This window comes from Sphaerisporangium rhizosphaerae, assembly GCF_042665155.1.
Lineage (GTDB): Bacteria > Actinomycetota > Actinomycetes > Streptosporangiales > Streptosporangiaceae > Sphaerisporangium > Sphaerisporangium rhizosphaerae.
In genome coordinates, this window is record NZ_JBHTCG010000021.1 from 1 (window position 1) to 23,040 (window position 23,040).

Below are 23,040 nucleotides of genomic sequence, written 5' to 3' on the forward strand. Positions count from 1 at the left end.
GGGCCAAGGCCGCCGACGCGCCGCCGGTCGCCCGGCCGAAACCCGAGGGCGCCACTGCCGCACGCGCGCGGCCGGAGGGTCCCGCGGCCGTCCGCGCGAAGGCGGACGGACCGCCGGTCGTCCGTGCCAAGGCCGACGGCCCGGCCGCCGGGCGGGCGAAGCCCGACGCCGCCGCCGGCCGGGGGAAGGCCGATGGTCCCGCGGGCGGCCGGAGCAGGCCCGAGGACGCCGCCACAGGCCGGGCTCAGGAGGAGACGCCGGGGGAGCGCGCCCGGATCCGCGCCTCCGCGGCGGACGCCGCCGCCGACCGCCGGGCCAAGCCCGACGCCGTAGAGCGCCGAGGTAAGGCCGACGCCGGTCGGCGGGCCAAGGCCGACGGCCAGGAGCGGGGGGCGAAGGCCGAGGCTTCCGCGCGACGGGTGCGGGGTGAGGCCGCCGAGCGCCGCACCAGGGCCGGCGGGGCCACGGCGATGGCCAGGGTCCGGCGGGCCGCAGCGGACGTCAGGGAGTCGGCGCTCGCGACCGACGCCGCGCCGGCCGCGTCGATCTCCTCCCCGCCCGGCAGCGCCGTGCTCATCGTCCTGGCCATGCTGGCCGTGCCCTGCGTGGTGGTGTCGGTGATCTGGCCGCCGGCCACGTTCATCGTCACGGCGGCCCTGTGCGTGCTGGCCCGCGCCTGGTGGACCGGGCACTGGCTGGTCAGGAACCGAAGGTCGGCCAGAGTGCGGGGAGCGCTGCGCGTGGTGTGCTTCCCGGTGACCCTGACCGGGTCGATCCTCAGCGCGGCGGTGTGGCCGGGAGTGCCCGCCTCCGCGATCGCCGCCTCGGCGTTCTGGGTGGCCGCCGGAGGGAGCATCGAGGGCGAATGGTGGACGCAGCCTGGCCCGATGACCGTGGCCGGGGTGGTCTTCGGCGTCGTGTGCGGCGGCATCGTCGGCAGCGAGGTCGAGCGGGCCGGCGTCCGCGTGCCCGACCTGCGCAGGGAAGGGCTGCGGGCGCTCGCCGTCCTCGGCGGCTTCGTCGCGGTGTGCGCCGCCGCCGTCCGCGTCCTGGCCTGGGTGCTGCCGCACGCCTTCTGAGGGACACCGGGCCGCCCGGCGGGCCCGGGCCCGTCAGGATGGGCCGCCGGCCGGGACGAAAGGCCGTGAGCTGCGGCGGCGCGCACCGCGTCCGCCCCCGTGCGCAGCTCGACGGCGTGCCGGCCGATGCCGCTGACCGGTCGCGGCCGGCTCGCCCGCCGGCCGTGGACCGCGGGCGCCGGTCAGTTGTCCCGGCGGGCGAACCGGTTGAAGATGCGCTCGCCGGCGTTGACCGCGCCCTCGGCGACGTCGCGCAGGACGCCGATGAACGGGTCCTGGGACTGCGCCCACGACTCGCGGTAGGAGCGGGCGGCCGCCTTGACCTCCTCGGAGACCTTGGCGTTGGCGTCGTCCTCGCGGCGGGGGTAGTCGCCGGACAGGATGGTCTCGTACTCGCCGTCCCGCCGCCACCGGTCGAGCTCGGCCACGCGCATCACCGCGAACGGGTGGGTGGAGCCCAGCAGGTTGAGCACCTTCAGCAGGCCGTCACGCACGTCCCCGGCGGTGTCGTACTCGCGGGCCTGGTCCAGGAAGGCCTCGATGTTCATCTCGTGCAGGCGGGAGCCGCCGGCGAGCTTCATCAGGGCGCGCATGGCGGCCTCGGGGTCCTGCCCGCAGAGCATGCCGCCGCGGTCGGCCGACAGCTCGGCCTTGCGGTGCCACTCCTCCAGGGCGGTGACGATGATGCGCAGCCCGATGTACCCGAGCGGGATCCACGCCACGCGGGTGGCCAGGCGGGTCAGGATCGCCAGCATCGTGCCGTAGACGGCGTGGCCGGACAGGATGTGCGAGGTCTCGTGCCCGATGACGAACCGCAGCTCCTCCTCGTCCATCAGGTCGAGCAGGCCCGTGTTGACCACGATGAACGGGTCGTCGAAGCCGATCGCCATGGCGTTCGGCCGCGGGTCCTGCTGGACGTAGACCTCGGGGATGCGGTGCAGGTCGAGGATGTAGGCGCTGTCGCGACCCATGTCGTACAGGGCGCGGAACTGGGTCTCGCTGGCCCGCACCGAGGAGCCGAGGAACATCAGCCGCAGACGGCGCTCGCTGAACAGGCCGGACATGCGCTTGAGCACCGAGTCGAAGCCCGACAGGGAGCGCATCGCCACGAGAGCCGACCGGTCGGCTGGATGCTCGTAGGCCCGGGAACTGATGCCGGGCAGCTGGATACGGTTGCGATCCGGGGTGGAGGTGGTCATGGTCGGCATGCTACGTCGGGGCGGATGCCCGCGCGCGGCCCAGGAAGATGCTTCCTGCCCCGGCGGGGCGCCCGGGTGCCGCCGCGACGCCGGGGGGCCGGAGCCCCGCGGGGCCGAGCGGCACGTTAGGGTCCCTCGCATGAGAAATGGGGCCCCTACCAGGCGGCTTGGCATCATGGGCGGGACGTTCGATCCGATCCACCATGGCCACCTCGTCGCGGCCAGCGAGGTCGCCCATCACTTCAACCTGGACGAGGTGGTGTTCGTCCCGACCGGCCGGCCGTGGCAGAAGGCCGAGCAGACGGTGTCGGCGGCGGAGGACCGCTATCTGATGACGGTCATCGCGACCGCGTCCAACCCTCGCTTCTCGGTGAGCCGCATCGACGTCGACCGTCCGGGGCCGACATTCACGATCGACACTCTGCGCGACATCGCGGCCATGTACGAGCCGGGCGCCGAGCTGTACTTCATCACCGGCGCCGACGCGCTGGCGCAGATTCTGAGCTGGCGCGACGTCGATGAGCTCTTCACGATGGCGCATTTCGTAGGCTGTACTCGTCCGGGCCATCTCCTGCAGGACCCGGGCCTCCCGGAGGGAAAGGTCAGCCTCGTCGAGATCCCGGCGCTCGCGATCTCTTCCTCGGAGTGCCGGCAGCGGGTGGCCGCCGGGGAACCGATCTGGTACCTGGTCCCCGACGGGATTGTTCAGTACATCAACAAGCGGGGGCTTTACCGGGCATCCTGATAATGGGAATGCTGGACCTCGTACCCTTCACAGGAGGAACAAGCCGCATCGTGACAGCATCCGAGAGATCCCGCCAGCTCGTCCAGCTCGCCGCCGAGGCGGCGGCCGAGAAACTGGCGGACGACATCATCGCCTATGACGTGAGCGACCAGCTGGTCATCACCGACGCCTTCGTGCTCTGCTCCGCCTCCAACGACCGCCAGGTCCGCGCGATCGTCGACGAGATCGAGGAGCGGCTGCGCATCGAGGCCCACGCCAAGCCCGTCCGCCGCGAGGGCGAACGGGAGGGACGCTGGGTGCTCCTGGACTATCTGGACATCGTCGTGCACGTGCAGCACGAGGAGGACCGCACCTTCTACGCCCTGGAGCGGCTGTGGAAGGACTGCCCGTCCATCGCCCTGCCCGAGAGCGTGCGGCGGGTGCAGGCCCAGCGGGGCCGCGGGACGGCAGGTGAGTGAGGGGAAGCGCGGTGGCCGGCGCGTCGTGTTCTGGCGCCACGGCCAGACGCTGTGGAACGTCGAACAGCGCTTCCAGGGGCACACCGACATCCCGCTCGACGAGACCGGCGTGGCCCAGGCCGAGCGGGCGGCCTCGCTGCTCGCGTCGCTGCGCCCGTCGCTGATCGTCTCCTCGCACCTGCGACGGGCTCAGGACACCGCCGCCGCACTCGGGACGGTCGCCGGGCTGGACGTCCTGGTGGACAAGGACCTGCGTGAGCGCGGCGGCGGCGAGTGGGAGGGGCTCACCCGCGCCGAGATCGCGGCGGGCTGGCCGGTGCAGTACGCCGAGTGGGAGGCGCCGGGCGGCGAGGCCGTCACCGACGTCGCCGACCGCGTGGCCGCCGCCACCCGGCGCTGGGTGGCCCGGCTGGAGGAGGGCGGCCTGCTCGTCGTCGCCTCCCACGGCGCGGCCATCCGCCTGGGGCTGGCGCGGCTGCTCGGCCTGCCGGAGGAGCTGTGGTCCATCCTGGGCGGCCTGAGCAACTGTTCCTGGTCCGTCCTGCAGGAGGGCCGCAAGGGCTGGCGCCTGCTGGAGCACAACGCCGGCACGCTCCCCGAGCCGATCAGCAGCGACGACCGTCCCGACTCGGCTCCGGCCGCCATCTGACCGCGCGGCCCGGTCGCGGCGGCGCGCGGCGTCCGGGCGGCGGGAAGGTGTCGATTAGGTCAACGGGGGGTTGTCGCTATATGCTCTCCGAGCGCCGCAAGGGGAACACCCCGAGCGGTGACCAGGGGCTATGGCGCAGCTGGTAGCGCGCCTCCATGGCATGGAGGAGGTCTGGGGTTCGAATCCCCATAGCTCCACCGGGGCCCGTCCTCAGGATGGTCCCAGGGAAGCGACGAGATCCCGCCCGATCAACGATCGGGCGGGATCTTCGCGTCCGGGCCCTATCGGCGGGCCGGCTCCGCGACGGGCGGCCGGTCGTCCTGACGCGCGGCGGGCGTCCGGGCCGGCCGCATGAGCACGACCACCAGCAGGGCGGCGAGGACACCGGCGGCCCCGCCTACGGCGTAGGTGGCCTGGACGCCCGACACGGCCGCGGCGTGCGCCGCGTCGTCCAGCGCCTGGCGCGCGGCGGGCGGCACGGCGGCCAGCAGCGCGGGCGTCTGCCCGCCGGCGATGCCCCGGGCGAGTCGGGCGGCCTGCGGGAGGCCGTGCTCGGACAGGCCGGTCTGGGCGCGGGCGGCGAAGACGCTGCCGAGGGCGGCGATGCCCAGGGCGAAGCCGAGCTGGCGGGTGGTGTTGACCGCGCCGGCGGCCATTCCGCCCCGCTCGGGCGGGACGAGCGACATGGACACCGAGCCGAGGATCGGCGTCGCCAGGCCGACCCCGACGCCGATCACGGCGAAGCCGGGCAGCAGCGCCGTCCAGCCGGCCGCACCGTGCACGAGCGCGGCGGCGAGCAGGCAGCCGAGGCCGACGAACAGCAGTCCCGCGCCGATCACCAGGTCCGGCCGCCGGCCGTGCAGCGCCCGTCCCAGCAGCGCCGAGACGATGAACGACATGACCGACATCGGCAGTCCGGTGAGCCCCGCGCCGATGGGGGTCAGTCCGAGCACCGACTGCAGCCAGATCGAGGTGTAGGTGAAGGGGGCGAAGGCCGCGAACGTCATCAGCGCTCCGGCGAGCAGGACGCCCGCGAACGAGCGGTCGCGCAGCAGCCTCAGGTCGAACATCGGGTGGCGTGAGCGCGCCTCGAAGACGGCGAACACGGCCAGCAACGCCGCCGCCAGGACCAGGAGCCACCAGACCGCGGCGTCGGACCAGCCCTCCTCGTTCGCGCGGATCAGCGCGTAGGTGCCACAGGCGGCCGCGGCGCTGAAGCTCGCGATGCCCAGGACGTCGACCCGGCCTCGGGCGGGCGCGTTCGCGCCGGCGAGCGCTCTGACGCAGAGCACGATCGCGACGGCACAGACCGGCAGGTTGACGAAGAAGATCCAGCGCCAGGAGACGCCCTCGGTGAGCAGGCCGCCGAGGATCGGGCCCACCGCGGCCGAGGCCCCCGCCACCGCGCCCCACACGCCGTACGCGCTGCCGCGGTCGCGCCCGGTGTAGGCGCTGTTGAGCAGCGCGAACGTGGTGGCGAACATGGCGGCCGCGCCGATGCCCTGCACGGTGCGGGCGGCGATCAGCACGCCGGTGCCGGGGGACAGGCCGCACGCGGCCGACGAGATCGCGAAGAGGGCGAGCCCGGCGATGTAGGCGCGGCGGTGCCCGGCGAGATCGGCGATCGACCCCGCGCCGAGCAGGAGCGCGGCCAGCGCGAGGGCGTAGGCGTCCACGACCCATTGCAGCGCCCCGAACGACGCGCCGAGGTCGCCCACCATGTCCGGCAAGGCCACGTTCACGATCGTGACGTCGATCAGCAGCATGAACGTGCCCAGGCAGACCGTGATCAGCGGCAGCCACTTGCGCATGTCGATACCTGTTCCTTCGTGGTGTCGAGGGTGGTTCAGTGGGAGAGGGGAACGAATTCGGGCTGGTCGAGGAGGCGGAGCCGGCTGCCGTCGGGTCGGCGGCGCCGTTCCTCGGCGCGGTGGAGGTGAGGGCGATACATGGCCTTCTCGTACTCCGTCATGGATCTTCCTCCTGGCGTCGGGCTCGGACGTGTCCCAGGTTGCGGGCACCGCGGTCAGAAGTCCAACAGATGGATCTGCTAGAAGCTAGAATCAACAGTCATGGAACTGCGGCAGCTGGAATACTTCGTCGCCGTCGCCGAGGAGCGCAACTTCACCCGCGCCGCCGAGCGGGTGCACATCAGCCAGTCCGGCGTCAGCGCCCAGATCCGGCAGCTCGAACGGGAGCTCGGCGCCGAGCTGTTCGACCGGTCCGCGCGGTCGGCCACCCTCACGGTCGCGGGGAAGGCCGCGCTGGAGCACGCCCGGGCGGCGCTCGCCGCCGCCGGAGCGCTCGGCCAGGCGGTCGGCGAGGTGACCGACCTGATCCGGGGGCGGCTGACGGTCGGCATGGTCATCGGCTGCACCATCACGCCCCTGTTCGACGCCCTCGCCGCCTTCCACCGGGCGCATCCCGGCGTGGAGATCTCGCTGCTGGAGGACAACTCCGACCGGCTCGTCGAGGGCGTGCGCGCCGGCACCGTCGACCTGGCCCTGATCGGCACCGCGACCGCCACCCCCGAAGGGCTGGGCGCGCTCACGATCATCAGCGAGCGCCTCGTCGCGGTGGTCCAGGCCGGTCACCCCCTGGCGTCCCTGCCCCGGGTCACGCTGCGCGACCTGGTGGACCTGCCGATCATCTGCATGCCGCCCGGCACCGGCCTGCGCACGGTCTTCGACCAGGCCTGCGCGGCGCGGAACCTCCGGCCGCTGATCGCCTTGCAGGCCAGCGCCGCCGACGCCATCGCCGACCTCGCCGGCCGCGGGCTGGGGGTCGCCGTCCTGTGCGACTCGATGGTGGGCGGCCACCGGGACCTCACCGCGCTGCCCATCGACGACGTCGAGACACCGGCCCTGCTCGCCCTGGTGTGGAAGGACACCCACGGCCCCGCGGCGCGTGAGCTGCTGGTGCACGCCCACCGAGCGTTCGGGGCCGGCCGGGGGCGGGCGCCCGGCCGTGAGCCGGGCGGGGCCGGGTGAGACAGGGGGCGGCCGGCCGCGGGGCCGCCCGGCGGTGGGCCGGGCGCGAGTCGGCCCGGGCGGCGTGCCGGGCGCGAAAGCGGTTGTCCCGGCCGGTGCGCGGCTGGTAGCACTGGCGGGTGACATTCGCCAGCAAGCCCACGTTGACCGGTGAGCGCGTCGTGCTTCGCCCGGCCGGTCCCGAGCACGTCGAGGGCCTGTGGGAACTCGTCAACGATCCCGAGACCGTGCGCCTGACGGGCTCGCACGGGAAGCCCACCCGTGCGGCGATCGAGAAGTGGTACTCCACCCGGGGTGAGCAGGACAATCGGCTCGACCTCGCCATCTGCGACGTCAAGGAGGGCGACTACGTCGGTGAGATCGTGTTGAACGACCTGGACGCCGACAACCTGTCCTGCGGCATGCGCATCGCCCTGGCCGGGCCGCGGGTCTTCGGCCGCGGCTACGGCTCCGAGGCGATAGAGCTGGTCCTCGCGCACGTCTTCGCCACGGTGGGGCTGCACCGGGTCTCGCTCGAGGTCTTCGACTTCAACGAGCGGGCCCGGCACGTGTACCGCAAGGCGGGCTTCGTGGAGGAGGGCGTGCTGCGCGACGCGCTGCGCTGGGACGGAGCCTGGCACGACGCGATCGTGATGTCCGTCCTGGCTCCCGACTGGGCCGCCCGCCGCGGCGCGTGACGCCCGGCTCCCGCACTCCTGCCCGGCCGGCGGCCTCTGCCGCGTCCGCCGTGGCCGGGGTCGTCGGGCGCCCGTCGCGGCGGGCGCGCCGACGCCGTGCCGGGCAGGCGGCCTCCCCGGATGGATCCCTTACGTCTAGAGTGCCATTCAGCGGTCAAATGGAGCACTTGCCGTGAAAGCCGAGGGGGGCCGCAGTTGACGCAGAAGCTGACTAATTGGGCACGTAATATCACTTTCGCGGCGGAGCGTCTCGACGCCCCCTCGTCGCTGGACGAGCTGCGCGGCCTGATCGCGGGAAGCGCCAAGGTGCGGGTGCTCGGAAGCGGGCACTCGTTCAACCGCGTCGCCGACTCGCCGGGCGCCCTGGTCTCGCTGGACGGGCTGCCGCAGGTCGTGGAGATCGACACCGCCTCGGCGGCCGTGCACGTCTCCGGCAGCGTGCGGTACGCCGAGCTCGGGCGGCGCCTGCACGACAAGGGGTACGCGGTCCCCAACATGGCGTCGCTGCCGCACATCTCGGTCGCCGGCTCCTGCGCCACGGCGACCCACGGGTCCGGCGTCGGAAACGGCAGCCTCGCGACGGCCGTGTCGGCGGTGAAGATGGTCACCGCCGACGGCGACCTGGTGACGCTGAGCCGCGACCGGGACGGGGAGGAGTTCGACGGCGCCGTCGTGGCGCTCGGCGCCCTCGGGGCCGTCGTCGGCCTGACCCTCGACATCGTCCCCGCCTTCGAAGTGCGGCAGTACGTCTACGAGGGGCTGCCCGTCGAGGCGCTGGACGACCACTTCGAGGACCTGGTCTCGCGCGCCTACAGCGTCAGCATGTTCACCGACTGGCGCACCTCGCGCATCGGCCAGGTGTGGGTCAAGGAGCGCCTGGACCAGGCCACCGGTCCCGCGCCCGTCCCCGATCTGTTCGGCGCCACCCCGGCCGACGGGCCCAGGCACCCGGTGCCCGGCATGCCGGCCGTCCACTGCACCGAGCAGATGGGCGTCCCCGGACCGTGGTTCGAGCGGCTGCCGCACTTCCGCCCCGACTTCACCCCGAGCAGCGGCGAGGAACTGCAGTCGGAGTACATGGTCGCCCGCCGGGACGCGGTGGCCGCGCTGCACGCCCTGGAGGCGATCAGCGACCGCATCGCCCCCGTGCTGCAGATCTCCGAGATCCGCACCATCGCCGCCGACCGGCAGTGGCTCAGCCCCTTCCACGAGCGCGACAGCGTGGCCTTCCACTTCACCTGGATCAAGGACGCCGACGCGGTCACGCCCGTCCTCGGCCTCATCGAGGACCGCCTGGCCCCCTACGCCCCGCGTCCCCATTGGGGCAAGCTCTTCACCGTCGACCCTGAGACGCTCCGGTCGCGCTACCCCCGCCTCGGCGACTTCCAGGCGCTCGCCCGCCGCTACGACCCCACCGGCAGGTTCGCCAACGACTTCGTCGCCCGCCATCTTCTCGACGCCTCCTGACGGCCACGCTCCACAGGCGCCGTGGCGGCGGGTCCCCGTCGATCCCGCTGAGGGTACTCCCGTGGTCGTACGGCGAGCGCCGCCCGCCGTACGATGCGGGGCTCCGCGGCAGCCGGGAGGGTGGAACCGTGATGACCACGGCCACCGCGGGCGCCCGCCCGGCCTCGCCGCTCCGCCGGGGCCTCGCCGTCCTGGCGTCCCACTGGGACGACGCCCCTGCCGCCGAGCGCGTCTGTCACGTCGTGGGCGTGGTGCTGGTGGCGGCGGGGGTGTTCCATCTCGGGGTGTTCGCCGTCCTCGGCGGTCCCTGGGAGGGGCCGGTGTCCTGGCGCAAGCCTGCGACGTTCGGCGTGTCCTTCGGGCTGACCCTGATCACGATCGCCTGGGTGACCTCGTACGTGCGCCTGCGACCGCGCTCGCGTGCCGTGCTGCTCGGGGTCTTCGCCGCCGACTGTGCGGCCGAGGTGGGCGGCATCACCCTGCAGGCGTGGCGGCACGTCCCCTCGCACTTCAACCGCGAGACCACCGTGGACGGCCTGGTGTCGACGATGCTGGCGGCCGGGGGCGTCATCCTGGTGGCGGTCCTGGTCGTCTTCTCGGTCCAGGCCCTGCGCGGCGACCCCGGTCTGCCGGCGAGCATGCGACTGGCGCTGCGCGCGGGGTTCCTCACCCTGCTCGTCGGGCTGGCCTCGGGCGCCGCGATGATCGCCCGTGGCATGACCCTGGTCGCCGCCGGCCGGCCCGACCTCGCCTACCAGGTCGGCGGCTTCCTCAAGCCCGTGCACGGGGTGAGCCTGCACGGAGTGCTGGTGCTTCCGGCGCTGGCCTGGCTGCTGGGGCGCACCCGCTGGGACGAGCCGCGCCGCACCCGGGTCCTCGCCCTGGCCGCCGCCGGCTACGGGTTCGCCATCGGCGGCGCGCTGCTGCTGTCACTGGCGCGCTAGCCCGCGAGGGTCCTTCACCGGCCCGGGGGCGGGGAGGGCCAGGCGGCTGAATCCTGGGAAGCCAACTGTGCGAGGTATCGGCGTGTGGCGACGCGGCCGCCCTCCCGAGGCGTCCCCGGCCTCGGAGGCGGACGCGCCGCCACACGGCTTTCCCGTGGAGACAAGCGACTTCGCCCTCGTGATCAATCTCCTCGGGCGATGTTTCCTCTTGGCGAGCCGCGGGTGACATCTGTGTCAACTTCCGAACGACGCGGGCGCCCGCCGCCCGCGGCGCCGGCTCGGCGGGGGCTGGGCGGGCTCCTCCTCTCTGTTCCCGACCGGAAAAAGCTCATCGGCCTCTACGCCGAATCACAGCAGCAAGCGGACGACCTCTGCGCTCAACTCCTCAACCTGGGACTCTGACCCGACAGGCCAACCGAGAAGATCCCCGGAGCCGACATGAAGTGTTACGGACCCGGCGGCGGCGCGGCTGCTCGGGACTGTGACGACCGTGGACACGAGCCCGGCACCGTGCCGGGCCGGCTGACCGTTCAACGGAGAGTTCCATGGCGAAGATCGACGTCACCTTCCACAGCGCCGGCATCCCGCTCGCCGGTCATCTCTACATGCCCGACACCCCTCCCGAGGGGCCGCGTCCGGCGATCGTCGTCGGCCACCCCGGCACCGGTGTGAAGGAGCAGGCTGCCGGCCTCTACGCACGGCTCCTGGCCGAAAGGGGTTCACCGCGCTCGCCTACGACGCGGCCTACCAAGGCGAGAGCGGCGGCGAACCTCGCGGCCTGGAGGACCCCGCGCAGCGCGTCGAGGACCTCAAGGCCGCCGTCTCCTTCCTCACCGGCCGGGGCGACGTCGATCCGGACCGCATCGGCCTGCTCGGCATCTGCGCCTCCGGCGGGTACGCCCTCTCGGCCACCGCGGGTGACCGCCGGGTCAAGGCTCTCGCCACCGGAGACCGACGCGAGTGCCGCCCCGATGCCCTGGCGCTTCAGCAGGTCGTGCTTCAGGCGCAGGTCGGTGGCCAGTCGCACGGCGACGCCTGCCCAGGCGGCGTCGAAGAAGGCCTCGGCGCACTGTTCGAGGGTGTGACGCACCCGTGCCCGGACGGCGGCCGGGTCCGCGAGCAGCCGTTCCGCGAAGGCCTCTTGGAGCGCGCCGCGGGCCTGGGCGAGGTCCAGGGCCCGCTCGCGCGCCGTCGCGTCGGCGAGCGGCGACGGCGCGCCGAAGCGGACCCGGTTGCTGCCGCAGGTGGTGACGAGCGCGGCGGTCACGTAGGTCTCATCGTCGATCCGGTCCACATCGTCCAACTCCTCGGCGAGGCTCGGCCGGGGCCGGGCGGGGACCAGGAAGTCGGCTCGTGAGGAACGCCAGAGGAACTCCGCCTCCCTGAGCCGCTCGGCCAGCTCCGGCCGCTGCCCGGCCCAGACGTCCGCGGCCCAGGCGGCCAGCCGCGGGTGATGCCCGGGTTCGGCCAGTACGTGGAGCATCGCGGTCAGCTCGGCCAGCGGGGAGGCGGCGAACCGCAGTCGCCCGGACGGCAGGCCGCTGATGTCGATCCTCAACGTCATCCCCTCATCATCGCTGGTCGCATGGCCGACGGCCGCGTCGATTGACGGTGTCCGTCAACCGGCGTGCCCAGCGCGGCGCCCGAACGCACCGTTGGCGCCATGGCGACCACCACCAAGATCCAGCCGCGCGCTCTCGTCCGTGCCTCCGGCGGCCCCCGCTATGCCGTCGCCCTAACCGTGGACGCGCTCGGCACCGGCATGCTGCGGCCCTTTCTGCTGCTGTACGGGGTGACGGTGCTGAGGTTGTCCGCGTCGGCCACCGGTATCGCCATGACGGTCGGCGCCGTCATGGGTCTGGTGTGCATGCCCGCGGTCGGCCGATGGCTGGACCGGGGCGCACGCAGCACGGTCGTGGCGGCGTCGATGTCGGTGCGGGTCCTGGGTGTGGCGCTGCTGCCGGCCGCCCCGGCGGGCCACGTCTGGCTGTTCGCGGCGGCGGCGCTCTTCCTCGGCATCGGCAACCAGGCATGGCCGGCCGCCCACGCAGCCCTCGTGGCCACGGTCGCCCACGGCCGCGAGCGGGACGCCGCTCTCGCGGGAGGCCGTGCCCTGCGCAACGCCGGCCTGGGGGCGGGGGCGCTCCTTGCCGCCGCCTGCCTGACCGGCGGCACCACCGCGTTGCAGGCGCTGGCAGCCGTCACCGGGCTCGCCTATCTCGTTGCGGCGGCCTTGGCGTGGTCGGTCCACGTGCACGCTCATCCGGCTGCCACCCCGCCCAGGGGCAGGGACGACGGGCCCGCTCCTCGCATGCGCGCGCTGCTGGCCGCCAACGTGGTCTATGTCTTCTGCCTCAACATCTTCGAAGTCGCGGTCCCCCTGGTCCTGGTGACCCGGTTGCACGCATCACCCGTGTGGTCGTCAGCCGTCTTCGTGGCCAACACGGTGCTGGTGGTCACCCTGCAGGTTCCGGTCACCGTCCTGATGTCCCGCTTCTCCCGGCGGACCGTGCTGGCCCTCGCAGGCGTGGTACTCACCGCTTCCTACCTCGGCTTCCTCGCGGCCACCTCGCTGGGACGCGGCTGGGGCGCCCCGGCCGTCGACATGGTGGCCGTGGTCTGCACCATCGGTGAGATCATCTACGCCGGTAGCGCCACCGCGCTCGTCACCGCCCTTGCTCCGGCCCCTGTCCTGGGACGTGCCCTCGCGCGCTTCCAGCTCTCCACGGGGTTCGGCCTCGCCGTCTCCCCGGCGGTCATCACCGCTCTCGCCTCCCACGGCGAGGCCGCACTCTGGGGCGGCCTCGCCGCCGCGACGCTCCTGTCCGCTTCCGCCGTCGCCACCGAGAACGATCGGTCCCCGGCCACGGTTCGGCTCCCCGTCCCGCGCTCCGGTGTAGGCGGCGACGTGGAGGAAGGTGAAGCATGGCCCGAGGAAGGTCTCAGCTGATCGGTGGCCCAGACGGCTCCCTCTCGCGCACCTCACGTCGGGGCGCTTGGGCGATCCACCTAGTGATGGCGTCGGCTACCCGCCGCAGCTGGAGTAGCGCTTGCTGCTGAGGCGGTCTGCGGCGTGTCCGCGCCTTCGGGCTCACCACTGCCGCATGGGCGGACGGGCCGCTGCCGTGAGTCGGCCGCTTCGGGGCGAATGTGTTGGACGCTTGGGACCGGCGGTGCGTTGGCCGTGGCAGGCGTCCACAATTGGTCACCATATGTGGTCACATAATTACCTCGATTCGCTTCCTACGGGGTTATGAACGGCCATAGTCGGATGGTCCAGGTCTTCGATGGAAAGGCTGCGATGAGACCCCTCCGGCACTCCCTCGCCTTCGCGTTCACGGTCATCGCGATGGTCCTGTCCCCGCTGTTCGCCACCTCCGCCTCCGCCGAGGAGCCGGAGGTGCAACTGGCCCTGTCGGCGTCCCAGGTCAACACCGGCGACGCGGTCACGGTCACCGTCAAGGTCACCAACATCCACGCCTTCACGGTGCTCAACGCCACCGCCAGGCTGTTCACCACGCCCGGTGTCCTGCCCTCCTACGCCGTGCTGACCGGATGCGACGGCGCGGCCGGGCCGTGCTCCACCATTCCCGGCCCCGGCGGGCCCATCGGCGTGCAGGCCCCGGTCGGGGCGCTGTCCGGCGGGGCCTCGGCGACCGTCGCCTTCACCCTGGACATCGCCGACGACGCGCCGGCCGGCGACCAGACCTTCCAGGGCCAGCTCGGCGGCTCGAACTACGCCTCCGAGATCGTCACCGGACCGGTCCTGACCATCGTGAACCAGGCCGACGCCGCCGTGCGCCTGACCGCGACGCCCAAGCTCGCCCTGCTGGTCCCGAAGATCGAGTTCACCGTCGGCGTCACCGGCAACGGTCCCGGAACGGTGCAGACGGCCACGGTCACCACGACGCTGCCGCCCGGGCTCAGCGCCACGCCCGGCGACTGCGCCGCCGTTTCGGGAGCGGTCAACTGCACGGTGGGCCCGCTCGCGCCGGGCGCCACGCAGACCAGGAAGTTCTCGGTGCCGGTCGGGCTGCTGAACATCGGCGTGCCCTACACCTTCACGGCCGCCCGCACGAGCTCCAGCCCCACCGACCCGGTGGCCGCCAACGACACCGCCCAGGTGCGCTGCACGGTCGTTTCCATCGTGCTGGTGAACTGCCACTGATCGCCCGCGGCGCCTCCGCCCGGTGACCGGCCGGGCGGAGGTGACGCGGGAATTTCGGCCCGGCACCCCTGGTGCAGTGGTTGATCGTCCCATGGCCCGGTATTGCCGGACCGAAGTCCGAATAGCGCTTTCATTGATGGGCAGAGCAGGTTTCCGAACCCACAAAAAGGGAGGAAGCCGATGAGCACCATCGAGCATTCGGTCGACGTGGCCGTGCCCGTCCGGACGGCCTACAACCAGTGGACCCAGTTCGAGAGCTTCCCCGAGTTCATGGAAGGGGTGGAGTCGGTCAAGCAGATCGACGACACGCGCCTGGCCTGGAGCGTCCAGGTCGCCGGCGTCCACCGTGAGTTCGAGGCGGAGATCACCGAACAGCGCCCCGACGAGGTGGTCGCCTGGCGGTCCATGGATGAGCCCCGCCAGGGCGGCGTGGTGACCTTCCAGCCGCTCGACGCCGAGAGCACCCGGGTCATGCTCCGGATGGACTTCGAGCCCGAGGGCGTCGTGGAGACGGTCGGAGACAAGCTGCAGCTGGTGCGCATGCGCGTCCACGGGGACCTGGAGCGCTTCAAGCAGTTCATCGAGTCCCGGGGCCGCGAGACCGGCGGCTGGCGCGGCGAGGTGCCCTCGCCGATCGGCGGCGACTCCGCGGCGGCGGCGCGCACGGCGCCGGACGCCGATGTGATGCCGAGCACCGGCACCACGGCCGGGCCCGGGGTGACCCCGGCGGCCGGGACGGCCACGGGCGCCGACCCGGTGGCGGGCACCGGCACGATGGCGGGGACGGGCGCCGCGTACGGCGAGCCGATGCCGCCGCAGCCGGTCCAGCGTGACTACCCGCCGGAGACCCCGCTCCCCGCGCCGGGCACCGGCCCGGTCTCGCCGCAGGGCACCCCTCGCTGGGACGAGGAGCCGCCGCTGGCGCCCGAGCGCCCCGAGCGCCTGGGCTGACGCGCGCGAGGAGGAGGGGGCGGGCGGCGGCTCGCCCCCTTCTTCATGCCGCCGGACGGGCACGTCGACATGACGCCAAGGGCGGCCATAGCGGGGGTGTCACCCCGGCAAAGCGGACAGTCTGCGGGTCTGTTAACATCAATGACATCCAGTCATCCCATGATTCGATGTATTGATCGACCAACGGAGACCAGTCCCCGCCATGAGCGTGCTCACCACCGCCCCGTCCGCCACCGCCGCGTCGCACCGCCGGCCGCGGGTACGGCTGTCATGGCTGGTGGGTCTTGGCCTGGTGCTCGCGGCGCTCAACCTGCGCACCGCGGTCACCAGCCTGGGGCCGGTCCTGGACCAGGTCAGCGGCGCTCTCGGCATGTCCGGGGTCGTCGCCGGCCTGCTGACCACCCTGCCGGTGCTCTGCTTCGCCGTGTTCGGCTCGGTTACGCCCTGGCTGGCGCGGCGCCTCGGCGAGCACCGCCTGCTGCTGGGGGCGCTGCTGCTCCTCGGCACCGGGTTGCTCGCGCGGGTCATGACCGGTTCCAGCGTCGTGTTCCTCGCGGCGAGCGTGGTGGCGCTCTCGGGGGGCGCGATCGGCAACGTGCTGATCCCGGCGCTGATCAAGCGGCACTTCCCGCAGCGCGCCGCCACCATGACCACTGTGTACGCGACGGCACTGGCCGTCGGCACCATGCTCGCCGCCGCCGCGACGGTCCCCATCGAACGGGCCGCCGGTGACTGGCACGTCGCCCTCGGTGTATGGGCGGCACTCGCCGCTGTGGCCGCCATTCCGTGGCTTGCGCTGTCGCGCAGTGAGCCGGAGCGGTTCAGCGGGCGAGAGAGGGCCGGGACGCGGGCGCTGGTGCGCAACCGGCTGGCCTGGGCGGTGACCGGGTACTTCGGCACCCAGTCGCTGGTGGCGTACGTGATGTTCGGCTGGCTGCCGCAGCTCCTGCAGGACCGCGGATACACCGATAGTCAGGCCGGGCTCAGCATGGCGGTCTTCACCGCGCTCGGCATCCCGGTCTCGCTGGCCGTGCCCGTCCTGGCCGCACGGGTGACCGGCCGCCGTCCCATGGTCGCCGGCCTCGGCCTGCTGTACCTCGTCGGCCTGAGCGGCATGCTGTGGGCGCCGGTCTCGGCGCTGTGGGTCTTCGTGATGCTGACCGGCGTGGCGATGGGCTCGTTCCCGCTGGCCCTGACGCTGTTCGCCCTGCGCACCCGCACCGCGGAGGCGACCCAGGCGCTGTCGGCCTTCGCGCAGAGCGTCGGGTACCTCATCGCCGGCGCCGGGCCGCTCGCCGTGGGCGTGCTGTACTCGGCCACCGGCGGGTGGACGCTGCCCTTCACCCTGCTGTTCGCCGTGGTCGCGGCGCACATCCTCACCGGCTGGTACGCCGCGGGCGACCGCTACCTGGAGGACGAGCCCGCCTGACCGGGCCGGCGAACCCGGCTCGCTCGGCAAGCACGCGGTGGTTCCGCTCGAACATCTCAACGGTCTTACCCGACGCGTCGGCATCCCCATGTCGTGACCTGCGCTCCACGGCCGCCTCTCGCGCGGCCGGAGGCGGCGGTCATCGGTACACGGGCCCCGCCGGGTTCCGATAGACTGTCGGCGCATCGCAAGGGGCTATGGCGCAGCTGGTAGCGCGCCTCCATGGCATGGAGGAGGTCTGGGGTTCGAATCCCCATAGCTCCACCTGGCGTTACACGGGCGTGGCATCACCGCCCGAGACGTGGTGGGCGGCCGTCGATCGCAGAGACGGCGCCCTGTGGCCACGGCCGACATCGGAAAGGCGATTCGCGTGGAACTCGACGCGGCGGCGCTCGCGGGCCGCGAGGCGTCCGGCGGCCCCGGCGAGAGCCGCGAGAGCGGCGACCCCCGTGAGGCGGCCGCTCCGGGCATGGCCGGCGATCACCGCGAAGCGGGCGTCCCCCAGGTGGTCGTGCGCCGTGCGCTGCCGAGCGAGCCCGCCGACCGCGGGTCGGCCTCCCTGTTCGTGGCCGAGGCCGAGCGGCAGGGCGTCCGCGCCGACCGGCGCATGCTCCACGTCGGCCCCGAGCCCGCGGGTGAGCGCGTCGCCGAGGCGCTGCGCGTGCGGCCCGGCGCCGAGGTGCTGGCGCGGCGCAAGCTGCTGCTGGCCGACGAGGTTCCCGTGCGCATCGCCACCAGCTACTTCCGCCTCGACCTGTTCGGCGGCACGCCGCTCGCCGCGCCGGGCTTCGTCCTGCCCAGCCTGCAGGCGGGCATCGAGGCCCTCGGCCACCGCTTCGGCCACGCCGAGGAGGAGCTCATCGCCCGCGAGCCCACCGTCTTCGAGCGCGAGACGCTGCTCCTGCCGCCGGGGGAGTGGGTCGTGCGCATCCTGCGGGCCGGGTACTCCACCGACGACACTCCCGTCCACGTCCTCGAGACCGTGTGCGCCGCGTCCCGCCATGTGTTCCCCGTCCGTCAGGTCGCGGGCGCCGACGAGTTCTGACCGGGGAAAACGGCTCGCCCGATCGGGGTGCTCGTTGGCACACTGTCCCGCATGGTGTGGAGGTTCACGGCGTCCCTTGACGAGTTCCCGGGCGCGGCCGAGGCGTGGCTGCGCCGCGATCCGGTCCGCAACACGGTCCCGCTGACCGTGCTCGGCCGCATGCGGCACGGCCTGTGGCAGGACGATCCGCTGCTCGGCTGGTTCACCTCCGGCGGCGAGGTGCGCGCGGCGATGCTCCACACCCCGCCGAGCCCCCTGCTGCTCGGCGACATCCCGCTCGACACCGTGGCCCCGCTCGCCCGCGAGCTGGGCGAGCGCGAGGCCACCGGCGTCAACGGGCCGCTGCGCCAGACCGAGGCGTTCGCCGCCGCGTCCGGCCGCGCCGAGACCGCCCGCGTGTCGATGCGGCTCTACCGGCTGGGCGCCCTGCGCCCGCCGTCGCGCGAGGGCGCCGCCCGCGTCGCCGGCGAGCGCGACGTCGAGCTGATCACCCAGTGGATGCGCGAGTTCCTCGCCGAGGCCGAGCCCGAGATCGGCCACGACGACCCGGCGGCGCAGGTCAAGCACCGCGTCGGCCAGGGCGAGTTCGTCCTGGCGGAGGAGGCCGGCCGGCCGGTCGCCATGGCGGGCTTCTCGCGACCGATCATCGGAATGTCGCGCATCGGCCCGGTGTACACCCCGCCGGAGTTCCGCAGGCGCGGCTACGGCTCGGTGGTGACCCACGGCGCGAGCCGCGTGGCACAGGAGGCCGGGGCCGACCTGCTGCTGCTGTTCACCGACCTGGCCAATCCGACGTCGAACTCCGTCTACCAGGCGCTCGGCTACGAGCCGGTCGCCGACTACGCCGCCATCACGCTGGCCGCCCGGTCGTGACGTGCCCGCCCGCCGCTGCGAGCGACGGCGGGTGACGCGCGGACGCGCCCGCCGTTCGATGTGACGGCGGGCGCGTCCGGGTGACGGCGGGCGTGGTCAGGCGCAGGGGGAGCCGTTGAGGGTGAACGCCGTCGCGCCCGGGGCGGCGGAGCCCGTGGTGGTGCCGTTGAAGCCCAGCGTGATGATCCCTCCGGTGCCGACCGATCCGTTCCACGAGGTGTTCTTCACGGTCACCGTGCTGCCCGACTGCGTCCAGGTGCCGTTCCAGCCCGAGGCGACCGTGACGCCGGCCGGCACGGTGAAGGTGATCGTCCAGTTCGACAGCGGCGGGCCGCCGTTGGTCACCGAGATCTGCCCGGTGAACCCGCCCGGCCACTGGCTCTGCGTGGCGTACCGGGCCGTGCAGGACGTGGGCGTGGGCGTAGGAGTGGGCGTCGGGGTCGCCGACGGGGTGGGAGTGGGCGTGCGCGTCGGCGTCGCGGTGGGCGTCGGCGTCGGCGTGGCCGAGGGAGTGGGCGTGGGCGTCGAGGTGTCGGTGGTGTAGGTGACCTTGGTGTAGGCCGCGCCGCACGGCGAGCACGCCGAGGGCAGCGAGAACTCGTACACCCGGCCCGCGTTGACCGGCGCGTCCGAGGCGTCGCGCGCTCTGATCCGGTACCGCGTCCCGCCGGTCTCGGTCGGGGCGATGATGTACGACTGCCCCATGTCGCCGTTCATCTGGGCCTGCTGCCAGGCGCCGCCCACCTGGTACTCCACCCCGTGCAGCCCGTTCGGCAGGCGGGACACCGCTATCGCCGGCCAGTAGCGCTGCGCGCCCTGGATGAACCCGATCTGGATGTCACCGGTGTACCCGGGTGCGGGGACGAACGACCAGGTGACGTGCCGGTTGTTCCAGTGGTTGGGGTACAGGTCGCCGACCGGGGCGCCGTTCTTGGCGAACCTGTTGATCGAGTCCTTGGCGAGGTCGAGGTGGTAGCGGTCGTCACGGCACCAGGCGTTGGTGTCGCCGCAGCTGTCGGCCACCAGCATGGTGAGCGTGGCCCCGTTGTAGGCGTCGCTCACCCACGAGCCGTTGCGGCAGAACGCCTGGCTCTGCGCGCCGTCGTTCACCCCGGTGCAGTAGTCGGCGATCGAGACCTGCACCCAGCGCCCGCAGTTGCGGCCGTTGTCCCACATGCCGATCTTGTCGGCCATCGACGGCGGCAGCGGGCGGGCGTAGAAGCCGTAGTCGCCCGGGGTGTTGTACACATTGAGCGCGACGAAGTCCTGACTCTCCAGCACCGACTGCGGCAGCCCGCATCCCCCGTAGGGGGCGCCCAGCGCGTCGAAGTAGGTGGCGTTGCCGGTCACCGGCGCGGGCGGATCGGCGAGCGCGAGCGCCCGCGCGGAGAGCTGGAACACGGCCACGGCCGACAGCAGCACCGCGATGACGAGGCGCGATCGGGACGGTCGCCTCCGGCCGCCGGGTGCCGCTCCCGCCGGTCGAGCGCGGTACACAATCCTCATCGCCGCCTCCTCACGCCGTCGCCCGGCCACACCGGCCGGCCCGGCTTCCCACGCGGGGCGGGGTCACCCTAAGTCGGCGCGGAAACGCGGGACAACGCCGGTCGGCGGCGGCGGAGGGTTTCGCAGGTCGCCGCCCTGACCCCGGCGTTCGCGGCTGAAACTTCCACCACCCCTCGAGCCGGGGGCGTACCCGTCGCGCCCGTTGGTGGGCCGGGAAGGGCGTGCGCGAATTAAGGCTTCGACCGGGCCGGAAACCGGCCGCCGGCGTCGCACAGTCATTGAATGCGCTGTGAGCGGTAATTGTCACATTAACTGCATCAACTCATGTCCTGACTGGTCTTGACTTACATAGTGTTGGCACTCTATCTAATGAGAAACAAGTTGACGGCTCAGTGTTGGGTGGAATGGATGACTGCGAGACGCTCACGTCCGGCGCACCGGGCCGCGCAGGCGGACGCGTTCGACCGCATCGGCGCTCGGTACGACGAGGCGTTCCCCTACAAGGGGGGCCAGATCGCCTCCGCCGAATGGATTCTCCGCAAGCTCCGCCCGGGCGCGCGGGTGCTCGACGTCGGCTGCGGCACCGGTCTGCCCACGGCGAGGCAACTGGTGGACGCCGGCTGCGAGGTGACCGGCATCGACATCTCGCCGGTCATGCTGGCCCTCGCCGCCGGGAACGTGCCCGAGGCCGACCTGCGCCGGCTGGACGTCGTGGACATCGACGACGGCCTCGGCCGGTTCGACGCCGTCGTGGCCTACTTCTCCCTGTCGATGCTGCGGCGCGACGAGATCATGGCCACCCTGCTGCGCCTGCACCACCTGCTCGTCCCCGGCGGCTGGCTGGCCATCGGCATGGTCGAGATGGACATCGACGACGCCCCCATCCGCGTCCTGGACACCTGGCTGCGGATGACCGGCTACGCCCGCTACGCGCTGCGGGCCGTCGTCGAGGAGGCCGGGTTCAGCGTGCGCGAGCAGATGGACCTGGCCTACGTCCCCGCGACCGAGGACGAGCCGCTGGAGATGCAGCTGTTCCTGAACTGCCGCAGGAACACCTTCTGACCGTCCGGCGGCGGTGTCCGTTCATGGTCCGTTCATGATCCGTTCGGCGTCCGTTCGTGGTCGCCGTGTGGATCGCGGGTGCCCGGCCGCCGCCGGGTGGTCACGCGGCGGGCACGGTTCGCCGACGCTTGGGTGACGGCTCCGGCGCGGGCGTCCGCGGGACCGTCGTAGGAGGTGACACCGAGAGGGGGCCTCCTGTGAAGTCACGAATCCTCATCTGCGTCCTGGCCGCGCTCGTGCTGCTCGTCTCAGCATGCGGCGGCACCTCCAACGACACCTCCGGGGCGCGCGAACCGTCCCGCCCCGGCGGCGCCACCTCCGGGCAAGGGTCCGGACAATCCGGGCAGTCCGGGCAGGGCAACGCCGCCGCGAACGACGAGCCCGGCGCGACCGCGCCGCCGGCGCCCACCGGACAGGCCGAGCCGCCGGACAAGATCTCCACCTTCGCGCTGGACGTCGACACCGCCTCCTACGGCTACGCGCGGGGCACGATCAACGCCGGACGCCTGCCCGACCCGGCGCAGGTGCGGCCGGAGGAGTGGGTCAACGCCTTCCGGCAGGGATACCCCGAGCCGCCGGGCGACGGCTTCGCGGTCCGGCTCGACGGGGCCAGGGGCGCCGCCGAAGGCACCGCCCTGCTGCGGGTCGGACTGCAGACCCGCACCGCCGACGCCGCCGCCCGCCGGCCCGCCAACCTGACCTTCGTGGTCGACGTCTCGGGCTCCATGGGCGACCCCGGCCGGCTCGACCTGGTGCGCGACGCCCTGCACACGCTGGTGGACCAGCTCGGCCCGGGCGACCAGGTCTCGATCGTGTCCTTCAGCGACCAGGCCAAGGTTCGCCTCTCCATGACGCCGGTGAGCGAGCGGCACGACCTGCACGCCGCCATCGACACCCTCGCCACCGAGGGATCGACCGACCTGCAGGCGGGGCTGGTCACCGGGTACGAGGAGGCGGCGCGCGCCTTCCGGCCGGTCGCCACCAACCGGGTCATCCTGCTGTCCGACGGCCTTGCCAACACCGGGGACACCACCTGGCAGGGCATCCTCGACCGGGTCGAGGAGTTCGCCGGGCGCCGCGTCACGCTGCTGTGCGTCGGCGTCGGCCGCGAGTACGGCGACACGCTGATGGAGCAGCTCGCCGACCACGGCGACGGCGCCGCCGTCTACGTGGGCTCCCAGCAGGAGGCGCGTGAGGTCTTCGTCGAGCGTCTGCCGGCGAACCTCGACCTGCGGGCCCGCGACGCCAAGGCGCAGGTGGCGTTCAACCCGGCCACCGTCGAGTCCTACCGGCTGCTCGGATACGACAACCGGGCGCTCGCCGCGGAGGACTTCCGCGACGACACCAAGGACGGCGGCGAGGTCGGGCCCGGCCACGCGGTCACCGCGCTGTACGCGGTGCGCCTGCGCCCGGGAACCTCGGGGCAGCTCGCCGTGGCAACGGTTCGCTGGCAGGACCCCGACACCCGCGAGCCCGCCGAGGCCAGCCGCGCGCTGGAGGTGGGCGGGCTGTCGGACCGCCTGTGGGAGACGGCGGCGCCGCGCCTGCAGGTGGACGCGGTGGTCGCGGCGTTCGCCCAGCGGCTCAGGCATGCCGAGGACGAGATGTTCACCGAGGACCTCGGCACGCTGGCGGGCCACGCCGAGCGGCTCTCGGCGGCGACCGAGGACCCCATGGTGAGGGAGCTGGCCGGACTGATCCGCAGGGCCGGCTCACTGCGATGAGCACGAGCCAGGCCGGGGATGGCCGGGATGGCCGAGATGGCCGAGATGGCCGAGATGACGGGGATTCGGGGTGA

The 23,040-nt window shown here is 72.9% G+C and carries 19 protein-coding genes, 2 tRNA genes and 1 pseudogene; 18 read left to right on the top strand and 4 right to left on the bottom strand.

Annotation, left to right across the window (positions count from 1 at the left end):
• Window positions 1-1,079 (top strand): annotated as a pseudogene (locus tag ACFQSB_RS26240) (serine/threonine protein kinase); the annotation flags it as partial.
• A 182-nt stretch (window positions 1,080-1,261) separates the two neighbouring features.
• Here ACFQSB_RS26240 and ACFQSB_RS26245 read toward each other — a convergent pair.
• Window positions 1,262-2,278, bottom strand: coding sequence for a M48 family metallopeptidase (locus ACFQSB_RS26245; protein WP_380829612.1), 1,017 nt, complete (start codon window positions 2,276-2,278; stop codon window positions 1,262-1,264).
• A gap of 139 nt (window positions 2,279-2,417) precedes the next feature.
• Here ACFQSB_RS26245 and nadD point away from each other — a divergent pair, with 139 nt between their 5' ends.
• From nadD to ACFQSB_RS26265, 4 genes are all read left to right on the top strand, one after another.
• Entirely contained in the window at window positions 2,418-3,023 is a 606-nt protein-coding gene (nadD, locus tag ACFQSB_RS26250; protein WP_354849659.1) for a nicotinate-nucleotide adenylyltransferase, read from the top strand.
• Between the two features lie 50 nt (window positions 3,024-3,073).
• On the top strand, window positions 3,074-3,481 hold the full coding sequence (gene rsfS / locus ACFQSB_RS26255) for a ribosome silencing factor (RefSeq protein WP_354849662.1): 408 nt from the start codon (window positions 3,074-3,076) through the stop codon (window positions 3,479-3,481).
• Window positions 3,474-4,130 carry a histidine phosphatase family protein gene (locus tag ACFQSB_RS26260; protein WP_354917385.1) on the top strand — a complete coding sequence of 219 codons (657 nt, stop codon included), beginning with the start codon at window positions 3,474-3,476 and terminating at the stop codon, window positions 4,128-4,130. Before rsfS ends, ACFQSB_RS26260 begins: the two co-directional genes overlap by 8 nt.
• Before the next feature lie 124 nt (window positions 4,131-4,254).
• Window positions 4,255-4,327 (top strand) — tRNA-Ala (locus ACFQSB_RS26265).
• 84 nt (window positions 4,328-4,411) lie between these two features.
• Here the strand turns inward: ACFQSB_RS26265 and ACFQSB_RS26270 are convergent.
• Entirely contained in the window at window positions 4,412-5,941 is a 1,530-nt protein-coding gene (locus tag ACFQSB_RS26270) for an MFS transporter (protein ID WP_380829613.1), read from the bottom strand.
• A 261-nt stretch (window positions 5,942-6,202) separates the two neighbouring features.
• Between ACFQSB_RS26270 and ACFQSB_RS26275 the strand changes: the two genes are divergently transcribed.
• From ACFQSB_RS26275 to ACFQSB_RS26290, 4 genes are all read left to right on the top strand, one after another.
• A complete protein-coding gene (locus ACFQSB_RS26275) occupies window positions 6,203-7,120 on the top strand; it encodes a LysR substrate-binding domain-containing protein (RefSeq protein WP_380829614.1) in 918 nt (305 codons plus the stop codon).
• A gap of 119 nt (window positions 7,121-7,239) precedes the next feature.
• Window positions 7,240-7,797 (top strand): GNAT family N-acetyltransferase, encoded by a 558-nt coding sequence (locus ACFQSB_RS26280; protein WP_354849677.1) that lies wholly within the window; start codon window positions 7,240-7,242, stop codon window positions 7,795-7,797.
• A 195-nt stretch (window positions 7,798-7,992) separates the two neighbouring features.
• The gene (locus tag ACFQSB_RS26285) at window positions 7,993-9,264 is read left to right on the top strand and encodes a D-arabinono-1,4-lactone oxidase (RefSeq protein ID WP_354917394.1); all 1,272 of its coding nucleotides are present in this window, start codon (window positions 7,993-7,995) and stop codon (window positions 9,262-9,264) included.
• 131 nt (window positions 9,265-9,395) lie between these two features.
• A complete protein-coding gene (locus ACFQSB_RS26290; RefSeq protein WP_380829615.1) occupies window positions 9,396-10,208 on the top strand; it encodes a hypothetical protein in 813 nt (270 codons plus the stop codon).
• A 691-nt stretch (window positions 10,209-10,899) separates the two neighbouring features.
• Here the strand turns inward: ACFQSB_RS26290 and ACFQSB_RS26295 are convergent.
• Window positions 10,900-11,772 (bottom strand): DUF5937 family protein, encoded by an 873-nt coding sequence (locus ACFQSB_RS26295; RefSeq protein ID WP_380829616.1) that lies wholly within the window; start codon window positions 11,770-11,772, stop codon window positions 10,900-10,902.
• Window positions 11,773-11,871: 99 nt separating this feature from the next.
• Here ACFQSB_RS26295 and ACFQSB_RS26300 point away from each other — a divergent pair, with 99 nt between their 5' ends.
• The 7 genes from ACFQSB_RS26300 to ACFQSB_RS26330 all read left to right on the top strand — a co-directional run bounded on the left by ACFQSB_RS26300 (window position 11,872) and on the right by ACFQSB_RS26330 (window position 18,674).
• Window positions 11,872-13,158, top strand: coding sequence for an MFS transporter (locus ACFQSB_RS26300; protein WP_380829617.1), 1,287 nt, complete (start codon window positions 11,872-11,874; stop codon window positions 13,156-13,158).
• A 351-nt stretch (window positions 13,159-13,509) separates the two neighbouring features.
• The gene (locus tag ACFQSB_RS26305) at window positions 13,510-14,376 is read left to right on the top strand and encodes a COG1361 family protein (RefSeq protein WP_380829618.1); all 867 of its coding nucleotides are present in this window, start codon (window positions 13,510-13,512) and stop codon (window positions 14,374-14,376) included.
• 180 nt (window positions 14,377-14,556) lie between these two features.
• On the top strand, window positions 14,557-15,327 hold the full coding sequence (locus ACFQSB_RS26310) for an SRPBCC family protein (RefSeq protein ID WP_380829619.1): 771 nt from the start codon (window positions 14,557-14,559) through the stop codon (window positions 15,325-15,327).
• A gap of 202 nt (window positions 15,328-15,529) precedes the next feature.
• On the top strand, window positions 15,530-16,756 hold the full coding sequence (locus tag ACFQSB_RS26315) for a CynX/NimT family MFS transporter (protein ID WP_380829620.1): 1,227 nt from the start codon (window positions 15,530-15,532) through the stop codon (window positions 16,754-16,756).
• A 191-nt stretch (window positions 16,757-16,947) separates the two neighbouring features.
• Window positions 16,948-17,020, top strand: a tRNA-Ala gene (locus tag ACFQSB_RS26320).
• A 106-nt stretch (window positions 17,021-17,126) separates the two neighbouring features.
• Window positions 17,127-17,801: a GntR family transcriptional regulator gene (locus tag ACFQSB_RS26325; protein ID WP_380829621.1), complete on the top strand. Its 675-nt coding sequence runs from the start codon at window positions 17,127-17,129 to the stop codon at window positions 17,799-17,801.
• A gap of 51 nt (window positions 17,802-17,852) precedes the next feature.
• Entirely contained in the window at window positions 17,853-18,674 is an 822-nt protein-coding gene (locus tag ACFQSB_RS26330) for a GNAT family N-acetyltransferase (protein WP_380829622.1), read from the top strand.
• 96 nt (window positions 18,675-18,770) lie between these two features.
• On the opposite strand, the gene ACFQSB_RS26335 is transcribed toward ACFQSB_RS26330, so the two are convergent.
• Window positions 18,771-20,180 (bottom strand): cellulose binding domain-containing protein, encoded by a 1,410-nt coding sequence (locus tag ACFQSB_RS26335; protein ID WP_380829623.1) that lies wholly within the window; start codon window positions 20,178-20,180, stop codon window positions 18,771-18,773.
• Window positions 20,181-20,588: 408 nt separating this feature from the next.
• Between ACFQSB_RS26335 and ACFQSB_RS26340 the strand changes: the two genes are divergently transcribed.
• Together ACFQSB_RS26340 and ACFQSB_RS26345 are read left to right on the top strand one after the other, a co-directional pair.
• Entirely contained in the window at window positions 20,589-21,242 is a 654-nt protein-coding gene (locus ACFQSB_RS26340; protein ID WP_354849711.1) for a class I SAM-dependent DNA methyltransferase, read from the top strand.
• 197 nt (window positions 21,243-21,439) lie between these two features.
• Window positions 21,440-22,966 (top strand): vWA domain-containing protein, encoded by a 1,527-nt coding sequence (locus ACFQSB_RS26345; RefSeq protein ID WP_380829624.1) that lies wholly within the window; start codon window positions 21,440-21,442, stop codon window positions 22,964-22,966.
• The last annotated feature ends 74 nt before the right edge of the window (window positions 22,967-23,040 follow it).

Bases quoted from the DNA above. Each gene is read 5' to 3' on its own strand.
- ACFQSB_RS26275 (WP_380829614.1), top strand. From the start codon at position 6,203: ATGGAACTGCGGCAGCTGGAATACTTCGTCGCCGTCGCCGAGGAGCGC.
- ACFQSB_RS26295 (WP_380829616.1), bottom strand. From the start codon at position 11,772: ATGACGTTGAGGATCGACATCAGCGGCCTGCCGTCCGGGCGACTGCGG.
- ACFQSB_RS26335 (WP_380829623.1), bottom strand. From the start codon at position 20,180: ATGAGGATTGTGTACCGCGCTCGACCGGCGGGAGCGGCACCCGGCGGC.
- nadD (WP_354849659.1), top strand. From the start codon at position 2,418: ATGAGAAATGGGGCCCCTACCAGGCGGCTTGGCATCATGGGCGGGACG.
- ACFQSB_RS26305 (WP_380829618.1), top strand. From the start codon at position 13,510: ATGAGACCCCTCCGGCACTCCCTCGCCTTCGCGTTCACGGTCATCGCG.
- ACFQSB_RS26340 (WP_354849711.1), top strand. From the start codon at position 20,589: ATGACTGCGAGACGCTCACGTCCGGCGCACCGGGCCGCGCAGGCGGAC.
- ACFQSB_RS26270 (WP_380829613.1), bottom strand. From the start codon at position 5,941: ATGCGCAAGTGGCTGCCGCTGATCACGGTCTGCCTGGGCACGTTCATG.
- ACFQSB_RS26300 (WP_380829617.1), top strand. From the start codon at position 11,872: ATGGCGACCACCACCAAGATCCAGCCGCGCGCTCTCGTCCGTGCCTCC.
- ACFQSB_RS26290 (WP_380829615.1), top strand. From the start codon at position 9,396: ATGACCACGGCCACCGCGGGCGCCCGCCCGGCCTCGCCGCTCCGCCGG.
- ACFQSB_RS26315 (WP_380829620.1), top strand. From the start codon at position 15,530: ATGAGCGTGCTCACCACCGCCCCGTCCGCCACCGCCGCGTCGCACCGC.
- ACFQSB_RS26245 (WP_380829612.1), bottom strand. From the start codon at position 2,278: ATGACCACCTCCACCCCGGATCGCAACCGTATCCAGCTGCCCGGCATC.
- ACFQSB_RS26330 (WP_380829622.1), top strand. From the start codon at position 17,853: ATGGTGTGGAGGTTCACGGCGTCCCTTGACGAGTTCCCGGGCGCGGCC.
- ACFQSB_RS26310 (WP_380829619.1), top strand. From the start codon at position 14,557: ATGAGCACCATCGAGCATTCGGTCGACGTGGCCGTGCCCGTCCGGACG.